Origin of the sequence: Parvibaculum sp. (assembly GCF_039680535.1) — a bacterium.
GTDB lineage: Bacteria > Pseudomonadota > Alphaproteobacteria > Parvibaculales > Parvibaculaceae > Parvibaculum.
In genome coordinates this window covers 496,393-513,061 of sequence record NZ_JBDKSS010000005.1, presented here as the reverse complement: position 1 = coordinate 513,061, position 16,669 = coordinate 496,393, and the positions used below count along the sequence as shown (strand labels likewise).

The window sequence follows — 16,669 nt, the reverse complement described above, 5'->3', positions numbered from 1 at the left end:
TGCCCCCAACGTTGGACCAGCTGCGCTGGTAAATTCCGGCTTCGTCTGACGGCAGGCTGGCCGGGGGTGCCGGCCGGAAGATGAAGCCCGATCGGCACTTCGTTTCCGATCGCGCTGTGCGGTCGGATCTCGTTGTAGTCTCTACGCCAAGCCTCGCATTTTGCGCGCGCCTCGTCGAGGCTCAGGAACCAGTTGGTGTGCAGGCACTCCGCACGGAACTTACCGTTGAGGCTTTCGACAAAAGCATTATCCGTTGGCTTGCCGGGCCGCGAGAAGTCGAGTGTCACGCCGCGCATGAAGGCCCAGAGATCGAGTTCTCTGCTGATGAACTCCGGACCATTGTCGAGACGTATCGTCTTCAGGTAGCCGATCTCTTGCGCGGCACGCTCAAGCGTGTCGACGACGTCGGCGCCCTTGTAGGCAAAGCGTGCGTCGATCGCCGGCGAGAACCGCGTGAAGGTATCGACGACCGCGAGCACACGGATCTTCTTGCCGTCAAAGAGCTGGTCGTGGACGAAGTCCATCGCCCAGATCTGGTTGGGCTTATCTGCCGGTGAGCGACCCTCCCGGAGCTTCGCCTTGACCCGTCGCTTGGGCGATTTGTTCCGCAATTGCAGGCCCATCTCGCGATAGAGCCGGAAGACCCGTTTGACATTGACCCGCCATCCTTCCCTCTGAAGGAGAACATGGATGCGACGATAGCCATAGCGCACCCGCGTCTCCGCAATCTCCTTGATCCAGTTCCTGAGCGCTGTCGGATCATCCCGCCTCGACCGATAGTGATAGGTCAACCGGCAACGTCCGACAGGCGCGGCGAATGCTGACCTGCCGGGCCGGTCGAACATGGTCGATCAGGCGCTGATTCCGGGCAGGTCTCAGATTTTCGGCGGATGACGTCTTGCAGCATCTCCTTGTCGAGCGAGAGATCCGCCACCAGCTTCTTCAGCCGCTGTTTTTCCTCTTCAAGCTGCTTCAGCCGCTTCATCTCGGACGGCATCAGCCCGCCATACTTCTTGCGCCAGTTGTAATAGGTCGCTTCGGAAATCCCCGCCTTCCGGCAGACTTCACCGACCGTCGTCCCTTCCTCCGCCTGTCGCGGGATGAAGGCAATCTGCTGCTCGCAGAACTTCTTCTTCATGGAAAATCCTCCGTCCGGCCAGGGTCGGTAAATTAGAATTTTCCAACTTTAATTGGTCCGAAAAACCGGGAGCAGGTCGATGGCTGTGCTGCCACGATGCCGGTTATGGATGCGCCGTTTTTATCTCTTCAAGCCGCGCCATCAAAATTTCCTCGTACTCTAATGACTTTAAAGCTGAAGCTCTGCGATCTCGAGCGCCCCCTCGATCGCTTCCCGGTTGAGTGCGACGATGTGCTGGGTGCGGGCGCTTTGCTTAACCGCATCGCTGAGTAAGCCCAGACGCTTTAGAACATAGAACAGCATGGCATAACGGACCCTCAGAATACCTCGTCCGTTTTTCATACCGTAGTCCTTGGCGACGACAGTACGCTGGCTTGGAGTTAAGTCAGGATGAGGGACGATCTCGACATCGAAGGTTTGGTTCCAAAGTATGTCCTGATCCGATGAAGCACCGGGCTCGCCCACCCCACGCACACGGAGCATTCGCGGCAACAGAAAATCCTTGAACTTCTTATCCACATGGCAATAGGCGCGGACGTGCCAGCGGAAACCATCATATCCGAAAGCATGAGGTGTAATTCGTCGCCATATAGGATCGGCGCGCCCTTTGCTCATTGATTGATACAAGACTTCGACAGACTGCCCTTCACGGATAGTCTGTAGAATTGTCCTCAATATCTCAGAATCGACATCCCGATGCGGTGTGAGCGCAATGTCGACGCTTGGAGGGTTGGCAATCCAAGATTCGCCGGGCTCAACAAGTCCTTCTGCAAATGATTTTAAGCGCGCAAGATAACCATCCGGATCCTTGCTCAAAAACAGGGGTGAAAAGCTAGGGCTGGCCACATATCTCTTCGCGCTCTTGTCATAAATGACATTCTTCGGAGCCCGCTCTTGATAAAGTGTGAGATCCTTAGACGCCTGAGGCATTGAGACGTCGAACATGTCCATTATGTCCGAGCGATTGACGCCCCCCTCCCAAAACAACCGGAACTCGATGAATTCAAGTCGGCGCTCCACTCCCCATTTTAGTGCCGCAGCGGCCATTGGCGTTCCTCTCCAGTTCCGCATGCCGATGGGAATAAAAACTATATGGACATATCGACACGATTGGTGTATTTTCTATTCTCATTGGCGATGCGCGTCAATGATGATCGATACGGCGATAGTGAGGCAAGGCATGCCAAGACGCAGGTCAAAAGCAGCAATCGCCACCAAGCGGGCGCCTAGCACGACCACCGACGTGCTGCACAGACCCAACCGCGGCAAGGTCGCGACGACGAAGGCCGGATCGGCGCCAATCAAGCGGCCAAAAAAGAAATAACGCCCGGAAGGAGAGCCGCCATGGCCGTCGCGAGTCGATCCACCCTCGTCGTTCACGGCAGTTTTGCCATGCGGGCAAGCCGCCTGGCTGCGGCCCGCGACAGCCGTCATGGTCTTCAGGTCATGTCATTCGAGCAGGCGGCCGTCCGGCTCGCCGGCAGCTTTGCCCGGCCCATCGACGACGAGACCTTGCGCGTCGCCATTCAGGAGACCCTACCCGTCACTCCGATGGGCGAATTGGAGAGCATCAAGACGCTTCCCGGCATGATTGATGCTGCGGCCGACACGCTCCAAAAAGCCTGGCGCGCGGGCATCGACCTCACCGCACGCGCTGTCGATCATCCTCGTCTTGGCGCAATTGCGCACTTGGAAGCGGCCATCCTCGACCAGCTTCCGTCCGGCATGATGCGCCCCGTCGACATCGTCGCCGCCGCAATCGCGCGGATAGGTCATGCGCCGGCCGTCATCGGCCCGATGGAGATCGTCGGCCTCACCGAACTCTCGCCCTGCTGGAGACCGCTGCTCCTGGCCCTCACCGCGCATATCCCAGTGCAATGGACGGCCGGACCGAGGAGCGTTCCTGCATGGCTGGAAGGCACGGGCGTCCACGTTTCGCGAGCACCGACGGAAACGCCGGAAATCAGCGCCGTCAGTGCGGCGACGGCCTATCACGAAGCTATCGAGGCGATGCGCTGGATGCGGTCACTACTCGCCTCGGGCGTGTCGCCCTCGGAGATCGCCGTCGTGACCGCTTCTCCCGCCAACTATGACGATCACTTCCTGGCCTTACGCGCGGACGCCAACATCGACCTACACTTCGTCCATGGAGTCAGGACCGTCACCACCCGCGAGGGACAGGCGGCCGCGGCGCTGGCTGACATTGTCGTTCACGGCTTGGCACAGTCGCGTCTGCGTCGCCTTGCGGCGCTGTGCCGGAATTCGGGGTCGTTCGAGGCGTTGCCCGAAGGCTGGCTGCGTGTTCTGCCTACAGATGCCCCCCTCTCCACGTCCACCGCCTGGAGCCACCTGCTGGCCAGGCTGACGCCGGAGGACTGGCCCGACGGCACCGACCACACGCCTGCGCTGCGCGCGGCGGTAGAATTGCTCGCGCGAGGATCAGACGCTGCGGCGGACATCGGTGAGGCCTTCCTAAATGGTCGGGCGCTGGCGATCTGGCGCAAGGCACTGCTCGCCGGACCTGCCGCCTCGATCGACGCAACGCTGGAGACCCTAAAGCAGGACGACGGACTGGAAGCTTGCGTCTCCGTGGCCTGGATGCCGGCCAGCGCGCTCGCGGCGTCGCCCCGCCGGTTCGTGCGGCTGCTGGGGCTCAATTCCTCGGGCTGGCCGCGCGGAATCGCCGAAGACCGCCTGATCCCGGATCACATCATTCCAACTGCCGCCCTCAATCCGCTTCCGGTGAATCTCGCCGACCGCCGGGATTTTGAGACGATCCTCGCCACGACGACCGGCGAAGTGGTCCTCTCGCGCGCCCGGCGCGACAGCGACGGTCGCCTCCTCGGGCGCAGCCCGCTGCTCACCGGGCACAACAAAGAAACCTACCTGCGCCGCAACGCGGTGCCGATGCATGCCTTCAGCGAAACCGACCGTCTCATGGCCCGGCCGCAGGATTTCGCGGTTGATCCGCAGGCGATCAGCGCGCACCACTGCTGGCGTGCCTGGCGCAGCACTGAAATCACCCCACATGATGGGCTCGTGCGGCCAGATCATCCGCTCGTTCTCGCCATCCTCAGCCGCACCCAGTCGGCCAGCTCGCTTCGCCGCCTACTACGCAATCCGCTCAGCTTCGTGTGGATCTATGCGTTCGGATGGCGCGAACCGCAGAGCAGCGCCGAACCGCTTGTGCTCGACGCGCTCGGAATCGGCAATCTCGTCCATATGGTTCTCGACCGCGCCTTGCGCGACCTCAAAACCGGAGGCGGCCTTACCTCCGCCGACACGGAGACCGTCGAAGCGGCGGCGGCCCGGGCCGCGCAAGCCGTCGCTGCCGATTGGGAAAGCGAGCGTCCGGTTCCGCCGGCCATCATCTGGAGCCGCACCCTCGACGACGCCCGCATGATGGCGGGCCGCGCCCTGTCCTATGGCGATGACCTTCTGCCGGGCGCACGCTCCTACGGAGAGGTGCCCTTCGGCGGCTCGGAGCCGAAATCCGACGCGGAGACGCCTTGGGATGCGAGCGCGCCGGTCACGATTCCCGACACCGGCTTCAACATCGCCGGTTATATCGACCGGCTCGACATCTCGGGCGACGGCAAGCGCGCGCTTGTGCGCGACTACAAGACGGGCAGGCCGCCGCGGGGCGACATCCGGCTGAACGGCGGGCGCGAACTTCAGCGCTGCCTCTACGCCTTCGCGGTGAAGGCGCTCCTTGGCGACGACGTCGCCATCAGCGCCTCGTTGCTCTACCCGCGCGAGCCTGTCGATCTTCAACTCGACGATCCAGAGGCCGTGCTCGCGGAGGTCACGGGCTATCTCCGCGCGGCAAGGGCGAGTCTCGCCGGCGGAGCGGCCCTGCCTGGCCCGGATACCGGCGGCGATTATGACGACCTCGCCTTCGCCCTGCCGGCCAACGCCAGCGCCACCTATTGCAAACGCAAGCTCCCGGCCGCGACGAAGCGGCTTGGCGAAGTCGCTCAGGTCTGGGAGGCGAAATGATGAGCAGTATATCCAGCGTGCTGAAGGATGACGGCGCACGCCGCGATGCGATCAGCCTCCATGATCGGTCGATCCTAGTCGAGGCCGGCGCGGGTTCGGGCAAGACTGCCGTCATGGCCGGCCGCATCGCCGTCATGCTCGCCGAAGGCGTCTCCCCGCGCTCCATCGCCGCCGTTACCTTCACCGAACTCGCCGCGAGCGAGCTGCTGTCGCGTGTCGGGGAGTTTGTCGCCAACCTCACGGTTGGCGAGATAGCGGCCGAACTGCGTGTGGCGCTACCCGATGGTCTGTCCCAGGCCCAGCGCGACAATCTCGCCGCAGCCAGCGCCGCGATCGACGAAATCACCTGTTCGACCATCCACGGCTTCTGTCAGCGCCTGATCAAGCCCTATCCTGCGGAGGCCAACATCGATCCCGGCGCCGGCGTAATGGACCGCAACCAAGCCGATCTCACCTTCCTTGAAATTGTCGACGGCTGGCTGCGCGAACGCCTGTCCGGCGGCCAGGGCGGCATCCTGGCCGAGATGGTGCTGCACAGCCCCGACGAGACCGTGGCGCTCATCCATAAGATCGCCGAGAATCTGCGCCGCCGCCGCATGCTCGCGGCCCCACCCGTCTCCCTGCTTGACGGCCACCTGACGGCGTTCCGGCAGGCCGCCGCCGATTTCGCAGGCTTCATGGATGGCGCGGCGGCGGCCGAGCCGGAAACGGTGACGATCATCGAGCGGCTGACCGAGATGGCGACAGCCTTGGCGAACGATCCCGATCCCGCAACGCCTGCGGGCCTTGTCCGGCTCCTGACCTCGCGTCCCCACCCAGACCTTTGCACCAAGGCCGGCGCCTTTGCCTCGTACCGCAAGAAGGGCAAATGGGCCGGCGCAGCAAAGCAGGCCGGTCTCTCCAAGGCCGACGGCGATCGGCTGAACGACGCAGCCGAGGTCCATTATACCGCCTGCTGTGATGCCTGGGTCTCGCTTGTGCAGGCCGCCGCTGGTCACGCCTTGGCGGCGCTGATCGACGAAGCGCGTCCGATCCTACAACGCTATCGCGACCACAAGCGCGCCAGCGCTCAGCTCGATTTCGACGATCTGATTTTCGCCGCGCGCGACTTGCTGCGCGACCATGATGCCGTACGCCGCGCGCTCGGGCATCGTTTCGCCCATGTCCTGGTCGACGAGTTCCAGGATACCGATCCTTTGCAAACCGAGATCTTCTGGCGGCTGTGCGGCGAGCCGGTCGATGGTGAGTATGACTGGACCGCGTTCCGCATTCGGCCGGGCGCGCTCTTCCTGGTCGGCGACCCAAAGCAGGCGATCTATCGTTTCCGGGGCGCCGATGTCGGCGCTTACCTGCAGGCGCGCGACGCCTTCCGCACCCAGAACTCCGGCAGCCTCCTGTCGATCTCCACCAATTTCCGCTCCTGCGCCTCGATCCTCACCTTCGTCAACGAGCGCTTCGAGGCCGTGCTGTCGGCCGATGGGCAGCCGGGCTTCACCGCCCTCGACCCGTTCCATGACGATCGCGACGGCCTGTGCGTGGCGGCCATCGACGTCGCCGACGAAAACGGCAAAGCCAGCGCCGAGCAGCAGCGTGACGCCGAGGCCGAGGCCATCGCCGATCTGTGCGCTCGGCTGATCGACAGCCACCCCATCATCGACCGGCGCAGCGGAGCGGAACGCCCCTGCCAGCCCGGTGACATCGCCTTGCTGGCGCCGACCGGCACGGAGCTGTGGCGCTATGAGGAAGCCTTGGAGCGCCGGGGTATCCCCGTGGCGACCCAAGCCGGCAAGGGTCTGTTCCGCCGCCAGGAAATCCAGGACCTGATCGCGCTGACCCGCGTCCTCGCCGATCGTCGCGACACGCTGGCGCTGGGCGCACTGCTGCGCGGGCCTCTGGTCGGCCTCACCGAGGAAGAACTGCTGGACATCGTCTGGGGGCTTCCGCGCTCACAGGAACAGCCAGATCGGATTCCGCGTCTGGATCTCAGCATCGACCCCGCCGTCATCGAACACCTGCTCGCGCGCGACGTCATCGAGCGACTGCAATCGCTTTCCCGGCGCGGTAACAGCACGACCCCGCACGAACTGCTTTCGCAGGCCGTGGACGTGATGCGCGTCCGCCCGCTCCTCCTCGAGCGCCATCGCGGCCAGGCCGAGCGCGCGCTCGCCAATGTCGATCTCTATCTCAGCTTGTCGACCGGCTACGCTGTGCGCGGCCTGCGCGCCTTCGCCGAGGCGATGACGGCGGCTTGGGCCGACGAGGCGCGCGCTGTCGAGGGCCGCCCCGATGCACAGGAGGAAGCCGTCGCGCTCTTCACCATGCACGCGGCCAAGGGGCTCGAATGGCCAATCGTCATTCCGGTCAACACCATGACTGGCGTCATGGCGCCGGAAAGCGCGGTCTTCAACCGTGAAACGGAGACTTTCTATTGCCCGGTCCTAGGCGTCCCGCCCGACGGGTACGAGGTCGCGCGCCAGGCGGAAAAAGACGAACTGGACCGCGAACGCATCCGGCTCTGGTACGTAGCGGCCACGCGCGCCCGCGAACTTCTGGTTCTGCCCCGGCTCAACACGGCGCCGTCGAAATCTGCCTGGATCGGTATCGTCGATCTCTCGCTAGCCGAACTGCCCGGCCTGGACGTCTCCCCTATGCCTGCCGGCATCGCGACGGCAGGCGCTGGAGCGAGCAATGGTCAGACGCGCGAGAGCTTCGCAGCGGAAGCCGAAGCGATCGCAGCCCGGCAGACGCGACTAACCTGGCTTGCGCCCAGCCGCGGCGAGAACACCGCAGGGAACGTGCTTCAGGAGGAAGAGGCCGGTATCTGGACTAGCTCGGTCGACGACGACCAGCCGCGCGAACTGGAACCCGCCACCTCAGTTCAGGGCGGCCGCGAACGCGGGCTTATCCTGCACAAGCTCATGGAAGAGGTGCTGACCGGCGAAACCCATGAGGCAGAGGCCGCTCTCGCCGAACGGGCCGCCGAACTCATCCGCGCGCTCGGCCGATCCCCGGTCGCGGACCCGGCGACTGGACTGTCGGCCAAGGAGCTAGCGGGCTGTGTCATTCGAACCTTGGCGCTGCCCGATATCGCGGCCTTGCGACCATGTCTTCTAGCCGAGTTTCCTGTCTATGCCGCGCATGCGGCCAACGGGGTGGAAACGGCAACGGTCGGGATCGCAGATGCCCTGACCTTGTCCGCCGCAGGCCGCCCCGCCGTCATCGTGGATTGGAAGAGCGACGTGGCGCCCGATCCCCAAACGCTCGATCACTACCGCGCGCAAGTTCGGGCCTATATCGATATGACCGGCGCCGAGCGTGGCCTGATCGTGCTGATGACCTCCGGCGTTGTCATCCACGTCCGGGCAACGAATCCGACATCCCACTATACTGAGAACATGGGGGACTAACCGAATGTCGTCTCTTGGATGGATTGATTTCGATGAAGCCGAACGACAGCGGACACAACGCATCATGGCGCTCTTTCAGGAACGCGAGACCCGCGACGAGCTGGGCCTAGGAGCAATCCGGGATTCCATCGCCGATCACCTGTTTCCGGGCACGAGCACGATTCAGACGCGCCTGAGATACATGCTGTTCATTCCCTGGCTCTATCGGGCGCTGGAAAAGCGCGAAGTCCCTGAAGCGCAGCTCCGCACCGAGGCGCGCGACACCGAAATCCGGCTTGCCGACTCCCTGAAAGCCGGCGGTGAGTCCAACGGCATCATCGGTCGGGATGCAGGACCACGACTCCAGCGGTTGCCGAGTTCCGTCTATTGGGCTGGCCTGGGCGCGTGGGGCATCCGGGTCTTTCCCGGCTCGCTTGACAGTCTGTTCGTCGCCTTGCGGGGTCGTCGCCGGTCGCGCGGTGCATCCAGCGGCGAAGACGCTCTGGCCGGCGCCCAGACGCCTGCCGTCTGGAATCCGGCCTTGCCCCATATGCCCAGCGACCTGCTTGAGCGCGCCGTCTTCCGCCTAACCACCGACGAGGCACAATTCCTCATCGACCGCCTGATCGCCAGCCAGCCCACCGCACTGCTCACGATGCTGGCGCGCGAAGGCATCGACGCGGACTGCGACTATATCTGGACGCACCCCCATCTGTCGGCGTTTCCATCCGCAGCACGCCGCCTCGTCCAGCATGGGGAAATCTTCTCCCATGTGATGCACGGCGCGGCGCTGCTCTATAACCTCGCGCTCAGCGAGCTTCGCCGCCGCGACGATTGGATCGACGACTATCGCGAGCGGCTTGAAAGCTGGAGCGACGAACTTGATCTCGGCGCCGTCCGCGCATGGTCGCTCGATGATTTCTGGAACGTCGTGGAGCACCCGGCGCACGCCGTCCGACCGGCCGCCAAGCGGTTCGTGAGCGAGTGGCGCGATCTGGTTCTGGCCGGGACGGAGCAGGTAATCTCGGCGCCCGCGGCGCGGCGGCTCGTCGAGGAGCGCGAACGCCGGCTCAAGACCAGCCAGTCCCGCTACGCCAATCACGCTGTCCGCGACCGCTGGACCGGCGCATCGGGTGCTGACCGCCTCAGCTTCCGCTGGGCGCAGGCCAAATCCCACCTGCGGGATCTCGCCCATGCTGAATAGGCGCAGCCTCGATCCCGAACAGCGAACGCTCTACGGCGCCAATCTTCAGCCACCGGCGGGCTACGTCTTCGACGCGGCGGTCGCCACGACCTTCTCGCTCGACTTCGAGACCGCGCTCGCCGTGCCCGTAAGTCTGGCGCTCTTCGCCGCGGAAAATCACGACGACATCCTCTCTCATCCCCTGGCGCTGCTGGAAGGCGCCGAGCGCATCGCCGGCCGCCTCGTCGTCTTCACCGACGCCGGCCATATCCAGGCGAGCGCCCGGCCGCATTCCCGCCTTTGCTCGCTGCTCGAACGCATCATCGTCGAGGTCGCCGCCCCTCAAGGCGGGGCCTTCCACCCCAAGATGTGGGCGCTGCGCTTCACGCCGTTGCGGCCCGAAGACCCAGCCCGCTTGCGTCTACTCATTCTCTCCCGAAACCTGACGCGCGACCGTTCATGGGACATTGCCGCCACCCTCGACGGCGTGATCACCAAGCAGCCCAAAGCCGTCAACCGCCCCGTCGCCGACTTCCTTCGCCAACTCCCCGATCTGGCGATCGTCGGGGCTCCTGATGGAACGAAGACGCTTGTCGATGACCTAGCCGAAGACATTCGCCGCGCCGAATGGAGCCTACCCGAGCCATTCGAGAGCGTCGCCTTCGCCGTCAACGGCCTCGGCGGCAAGCCATGGCGCCCGGAACCCTGCGCTCGGCTGGGCGTGGTCTCGCCCTTTTGCGACGACCAGACCTTGTCGCTGCTCGCCGGCCTGCCCAGCTCCGAAAAGCCCATCTTCATCGGGCGGTCCGACGAACTCGCACAGGTGCCCGGCGCCACGCTGGATGGCTTTGCCCGCGTGGCCGTGCTCGACGAGATGGCGGCCACGGAAGATGGCGAGGAGGAAGACGCAGCGGCCTTGCAAGGGCTCCACGCCAAGGCGTTCATAGCCGAGCGCGGCTGGGACACCGCGATCACGGTCGGCTCAGGAAACGCCACGCGGCCGGCGCTGCTGACTGGCAGCAATGTCGAGATCTTCGCGACCCTGACCGGAAAGCGGTCGCAGGTCGGTAGCGTTGAGGAAATCCTTGGCGACAAGGGGTTCGGCCGGCTGACGCGGCCATTCGTTCGCGACGAGATGAACGCCGCCGATGCCGCGCAACGAACAGCGGAGGCGCGTTTGGACGAGGCCCGGCGCGAGATTTGCCGCAGCGGCCTCAAGCTCCGTTGCGAAGGTGACGAGGCCGCCGCCGATGGCGCGCCGGTCTGGCGGGTCTGGCTAGTCCCACCCGAACGGCTTCCGCTTGCCGGGGTCGGCACCTTGCGTGTTTGGCCTATCACGCGGGGCGACGGGCATGCGCGCGATGTCATGGAGCCGCTTCGGCACGGACAGTCCGCCGACCTTGGCGCGATGACGTTGGTCGACCTCACCCGCTTCCTCGCCTGTCACCTGACGGACGAGAAGGAAGACGTCTCGATCCTGTTCAGCACCGGGCTCATGATGGAGGGACTGCCCACAGAGCGCCACGCCGCCATCCTGCGCTGGGTGATCGACAGCAAGGATGCCTTTTTCCGCTATCTCCGGCTGCTGCTCTCCGAATTGGGCGATCCCTTCGCCGCCGCCCTCGCGGCGCAGAACGGGTCAGGTCAGGGCGCCTGGCGCGCGGCAAGCGACGACGCGCCGATCCTCGAAGAGATGGTTCGGGCCTTCTGCCAGGGCGGCGACCAGCTCCGCGCCATCGAACGGCTGATCGCGCGCCTGGAAACCGGCGACGGCGCCGATACCGATCCCATTCCGGCCGAGTTCCGCGCGCTCTGGAACACCTTCCGAATTGCGCTCGCTACGCAGGATGCCCCGCATGCCAAATGAACGGTTCCGCGCCGATACGGCGCTCGCCCCCCTCAAGGTCTTTCAGCGGCGCACCGTCGATTATGTCTTTGATCGGCTCTACGGCCAGGACAGCCCTGTCCGCCAGTTCCTGGTCGCCGACGAAGTCGGCCTCGGCAAGACAATGGTGGCGCGCGGCGTCATCGCCCGCATGATCGAGCACCTGTGGGACAGCACCAAACGGATCGACATCCTCTACATCTGCTCGAACCAGGCGATCGCCGCCCAGAACCTCAACCGCTTAAACGTCCTTGAGCGGCGCGAGCTGGCCCTACCGACCCGCATGACCCTCGTTCCCCTGCAGCTGCGCGACCAGGCGGGCCTCGACGCCAACAAGGTGAACTTCATCAGCCTGACGCCGGGCACGACCTTCGATCTGCGCTCCGCGACGGGCGTGACGCAGGAACGTGCCTTGTTGTGTCATCTCCTGCGCGATCTCGTTACGCACCCGCGGGGCCTGCACAACCTGTTGCAGGTCACGGCCGGCGTCGACGGCTGGAACCGCGCCGTGGATAATCTCACCCTCGAAGGTGTCGACAAACGCATCATCGAACGCTTCCGCCGCGATGTACAGGCGGATCGCGACCTCTTCGGGGAACTCGAACGGGTTTGCGAACTCTTCCCACGCCGCCGGGACACCTATCCTCCGGAGGTGACGCAGCCCCGCAACAGCCTGGTCGCTCGGCTTCGCGCCAAGCTGTCCCATGCCTGCGTAGACGCGCTGCAACCCGACCTCATCATCATGGACGAGTTCCAGCGGTTTCGGGATCTGCTGCACGGCGACAGCGACGCGGCGATCCTCGCGCGCGAACTGTTCGACTACTCTGGAGGCGACGGGCACGCCGCCCGCACCCTTCTGCTCTCCGCCACGCCCTACCGGATGCTCACGCTCGCCGGCGACGAGCCCGACGACGGCGACCACTATCAGGACTTCCTTGAGACCCTGAGTTTCCTCTATGGCCGGGAAAAAGGGGCGGAGGTGGCGGCCACGCTGGCGCGCGAAATGCGCGCCTTCCGCGGTCTCCTACATGCCCTACCGCAGTCACATGCCTCAGCGGTCGAGACCCGCCAGATCATCGAACGGCGCCTGCGCCGGGTGATCGCCCGAACCGAACGGGTCGCATCGACGGTCGAGCGCGACTCCATGATGAGCGAGCCCGCCATCACGGTCTCGGTCGCGCCCGCCGACCTCGCGCAGGCATCCGCCATTTCCCAGGTGGCGCGCACACTCGATGCCCCCGAGATCATCGAATACTGGAAGTCCTCGCCCTATCTGCTCAACTTCATGCGCCACTACAGCCTGAAGCGGCTGCTGGAAGACCAGATCAACGCTCCTTCGGCCGCGCTCCGCACCGCAATTCAGGCGGCTCGACCGGCCATGCTCGATCACGAGGCCATCGACGCCTACGCGCCGCTGGACCCGGCCAATGGCCGCATGCGCGCGATCATGAACGACATCTTCGGCCAGCACCTTGAGCAGAATCTCTGGATACCTGCCGCCATGCCCTATTACGGCGACGCGCGATCCGGGGCGCCGCTGACCAAAGCGCTGATATTTTCGTCCTGGTCCATGGTGCCCGACGCGATCGCGGCCCTGCTGTCCTACGAAGCCGAACGGCGCATGGGCGTCGGCGAATCCGGCCGACGCTATTTCGAGCAGCATCGTCTGCGTCCCTTGCAGTTCCGACAGGATCAGGGTCGGCTCGCGGGTCTGCGCGCGCTGCTGCTGATCTATCCGTCGCCGGCTCTTGCCGAACTGGCCGATCCGCTGGCGGTGTTCAGCGGAACCGAGACCGCCTTGTCTCTGGAGGGAATGCGCGACGCTATCGGCAGCCGCCTCAAGCCCGCCCTCGATACTTTGCAGGAAGGAGCCGTATCGCATCAGGACGCGCACAGCGCCGAGTGGGCCGCCGCCGCCGTGATCGATGACCTGCGTGGCGCGCGGTCCCGCGCCTGGCTGGAGACGCCCCACGGCATGCGTGCCTTGGCGAGCGAAGACGCCTTCCAGGATCATGTCGCCGAACTGGCGGGAGCGGCGAAGATGCGCAACATTGGCGCTTTGCCCGCCGATCTTTCAGATCTGCTGGTTGACGTTGCGCTCGGCAGTCCCGCCGTCTGTGCGCTTCGCGCCCTCAAGCGGATCGCGCCCGAGCTGGCTTGGGACAACCCGCGCATGCTCAGCGCCGCCGCTGAGGTCGCTTGGTCGTTCCGCACGCTGTTCAATCAGCATGACGCGGTCGCCCTGCTGCGGCGGGATAACGACGATCATTATTGGCGCCGCGTGCTGGTCTATTGCGCGCAGCACAATCTTCAGGCCGTCCTGGACGAATACGCCCACTACCTCCTCGATGCCGAAGGTCTCGGCTCCCGCCCGGCCGAGGAACGCGCAATCGGCGTCGCCCGCGCCATGGCCCAGGCTTTGGCCATCCGCCCGTCGCAGATCGATGTCGATGATGTGCATATCGATGGAGAGTCCCTCGCCATCAGCAAATTCCAGATGCGCGGTCGCTTCGCCATGCGGCTCGCCGACTACAAGGACGAGGACGGCGCCGTCGCCCGGCTCGGAGGCGTGCGCGATGCCTTCAACTCACCGTTCCGGCCGTTCGTTCTCGCCACAACATCGGTCGGCCAGGAAGGGCTGGACTTCCATCCCTATTGCTATCGCGTCTATCACTGGAACCTGCCGGGCAACCCGGTGGACCTTGAACAGCGCGAAGGCCGTGTCCACCGCTTCAAGGGCCATGCAGTGCGCCTCAACCTGGCCGAACGCCAGGCCGCTGTCGTCAGGGGCCGTGGGCAGACTCCTGACGATCCGTGGAAGCTCATGTTCGAGCGCGCGCGCTCGGAGGCTGCGGTCGACACTGATCTCATCCCTTATTGGATCTACGAAGGTTCCGTGCGGGTCGAGCGGCGCGTGCCGATGTTGCCGTTCAGTCGGGAAGTCACGCGACTCGCCTGGCTTAAGCGCAGCCTCACGGTCTATCGTCTGGCCTTCGGCCAGCCGCGGCAGGACGATCTACTGAGCTACCTGCAAACTCTCGCCGGCAAGGGCATGGATACCTCCATGCTAAGCGATCTACAAATTCGGCTCGAACCGAGACCTCCCGACGATCCTTAGAGGCCGTGATGATTGACCAAGAGGACAGTTATAGCCAACGCTTCAATTTCAGGAAGATGGCGCAGGGTCAGCCCCCGCCATTGCGCCCAAGACAGTGAATTAATTCACGCCTGAATCTGAGTGTTCCCCCTTCGTCTAGCGGTAGGACGGCTGATTTTGGTTCAGCAAACCGTGGTTCGAATCCATGAGGGGGAACCAGTCATACTTCGCAGAAGCGTAGGATCAATCGGTCGCGCCAAGTCGAGGGAGCGGAATACATGCCAAGGCTCTTCAAGAATCTTTTGCCATGGATCGGGCAGCATTCGATAGTTGATCATGATCTTCTGACATAAGAATTGAAATGGCCAATTTGTCAAAATCAAAGCTCGTTGCCTTCAGGCAGTGTCCAAAGCGGCTTTGGCTGGAGATTCATCGCCCAGATCTCCGTGAAGATTCTCCGCAGGCGGAGGCGCGTTTTGAGACCGGACATCAGGTCGGCGACATCGCTCGAAAGCTATATGACCCGAAAGGAAATGGTCAGCTCATCGACGCTCAGGCCGAGGGTTTTGAAGCCGCTTTTGCACGCACAAAGACGCTTCTGAAATCCGGGCAGCCTATCTTTGAGGCCGGGTTCGCGGCGGGTGGCGCGCTCGCCTTTGCCGACATCATGCTTCCGATACAGAGAGGCGGAACGCGTGCCTGGCGTATGGTTGAGGTCAAATCGTCGACAAGCGTCAAAGATTATCATCGGGATGATGTGGCCATTCAGGCCCGCGTGGCAATGCAGGCCGGCGTGTCCTTGGCGGCGATTGCACTGTCGCATGTAGACAGTAGCTGGACCTACCCCGGAGACGACGATTATCGGGGCTTGCTTGTGGAGGAGGATCTGACGGAAGAAGCATTTGGCAGGGGGGCGGAGGTAGACGAATGGATCTCCGAGGCGCAGGCGGTCGCCCGCAAACGCACAGAGCCCGATATTCGAACGGGCCCACATTGCAACGATCCCTTTGAATGCCCTTTTCTTGCGCATTGCCAAGGTCAGGAGCCTCAGGCGACGCATCCCATCGGGTGGCTTCCGGGAGGACGAACGAAGGCATTAAAGGCATTGATCGAGCAGAACGGCTGGATCGAAATGCACGAGATTCCTGACGAACACCTCAACGATCGTCAGCGTCGGGTCAAAGCCTCCACGATTTCGGACGAGATCTTTTTCGACTCCAACGGCGCCAGTGCCGACCTCGCCTCCCACAAGTTGCCAGCTTATTTCATCGACTTTGAGACCGTTCAATTTGCCGTTCCTATCTGGAAGGGAACGCGTCCCTACCAGCAGATCCCATTTCAATTCAGCGTACATCGCTTGTCGCGCGGCGGAACCCTTGCGCAGCAGGAATTCCTGGATCTGAGCGGTGGCGACCCATCGAAAGCTTTCGCAGAGGCCCTCATCAACGCATGCGGAGAGAGCGGACCCGTCTTCGTCTACAATGCGGGCTTTGAAAAAGGCCGTATAAGTGAACTGGCCGACCGCTATCCGCGGTTGAAGCCCCGCTTGTCGGCCATCAATGATCGGATTGTCGATCTCCTGCCTGTGGCACGCGACCGCTTTTATCATCCGAGCCAGCAAGGAAGCTGGAGCATCAAATCCGTCCTGCCGGCGATCGCGCCCGACCTCCGATATGATGCACTGGACGGAATCCAGGACGGTGGAATGGCGATGAGCGGATATCTTGAAGCGATCTCGCCGGCCACATCCGAGGAGCGGAAGAACCAGATCGAGAGTCAACTAAGAGAGTATTGCCGCCTCGATACATTCGCGATGATACGGCTATGGCAATATCTTACTCAAAGAGAGCCATTCCCACTTTGACCCGGTTCGTGACTTAGCTCGGCTTGTCGGCCTCTCGATGGCGAAGGTTTACCGTCGGACAGCGACCGATTGCACAAGAATTTCTTCCGATCATTGGCACAGGCCCAATTCGAGAGA

Annotated in this window: 8 protein-coding genes, 1 tRNA gene and 1 pseudogene; 7 read left to right on the top strand and 3 right to left on the bottom strand. The window is 63.6% G+C overall.

Translation table 11 applies throughout. The features are described from left to right. Positions 1–83 precede the first annotated feature (83 nt). The 3 genes and pseudogenes from ABFC66_RS03655 to ABFC66_RS03645 all read right to left on the bottom strand — a co-directional run. Positions 84–1,138 (bottom strand): annotated as a pseudogene (locus tag ABFC66_RS03655) (transposase); the annotation flags it as partial. A gap of 168 nt (positions 1,139–1,306) precedes the next feature. After that, positions 1,307–2,185 carry a WYL domain-containing protein gene (locus ABFC66_RS03650; protein WP_346739587.1) on the bottom strand — a complete coding sequence of 293 codons (879 nt, stop codon included), beginning with the start codon at positions 2,183–2,185 and terminating at the stop codon, positions 1,307–1,309. A gap of 81 nt (positions 2,186–2,266) precedes the next feature. After that, complete coding sequence (locus tag ABFC66_RS03645) at positions 2,267–2,518, bottom strand: hypothetical protein (protein WP_346739586.1); 252 nt, start codon at positions 2,516–2,518, stop codon at positions 2,267–2,269. Here ABFC66_RS03645 and ABFC66_RS03640 point away from each other — a divergent pair. The 7 genes from ABFC66_RS03640 (at position 2,483) to ABFC66_RS03610 (ending at position 16,552) form a co-directional block, all read left to right on the top strand. Next, on the top strand, positions 2,483–5,137 hold the full coding sequence (locus ABFC66_RS03640) for a PD-(D/E)XK nuclease family protein (RefSeq protein ID WP_346739585.1): 2,655 nt from the start codon (positions 2,483–2,485) through the stop codon (positions 5,135–5,137). The two genes, ABFC66_RS03645 and ABFC66_RS03640, sit on opposite strands and share 36 nt — an antisense overlap. Next, positions 5,137–8,544, top strand: coding sequence for a UvrD-helicase domain-containing protein (locus tag ABFC66_RS03635; RefSeq protein ID WP_346739621.1), 3,408 nt, complete (start codon positions 5,137–5,139; stop codon positions 8,542–8,544). Before ABFC66_RS03640 ends, ABFC66_RS03635 begins: the two co-directional genes overlap by 1 nt. A gap of 4 nt (positions 8,545–8,548) precedes the next feature. Then, a complete protein-coding gene (locus ABFC66_RS03630; protein WP_346739584.1) occupies positions 8,549–9,727 on the top strand; it encodes a DUF6361 family protein in 1,179 nt (392 codons plus the stop codon). Beyond that, positions 9,717–11,573, top strand: a complete 1,857-nt coding sequence (locus ABFC66_RS03625) for a phospholipase D family protein (protein ID WP_346739583.1) — start codon at positions 9,717–9,719, stop codon at positions 11,571–11,573. The genes ABFC66_RS03630 and ABFC66_RS03625 overlap by 11 nt, the downstream gene beginning before the upstream one ends. Further along, positions 11,563–14,709 (top strand): helicase-related protein, encoded by a 3,147-nt coding sequence (locus tag ABFC66_RS03620; protein ID WP_346739582.1) that lies wholly within the window; start codon positions 11,563–11,565, stop codon positions 14,707–14,709. The genes ABFC66_RS03625 and ABFC66_RS03620 overlap by 11 nt, the downstream gene beginning before the upstream one ends. A gap of 124 nt (positions 14,710–14,833) precedes the next feature. Continuing rightward, positions 14,834–14,907: transfer RNA gene (locus tag ABFC66_RS03615), tRNA-Gln, on the top strand. Positions 14,908–15,049: 142 nt separating this feature from the next. Beyond that, positions 15,050–16,552: a DUF2779 domain-containing protein gene (locus ABFC66_RS03610; protein ID WP_346739581.1), complete on the top strand. Its 1,503-nt coding sequence runs from the start codon at positions 15,050–15,052 to the stop codon at positions 16,550–16,552. Positions 16,553–16,669: the final 117 nt, after the last annotated feature.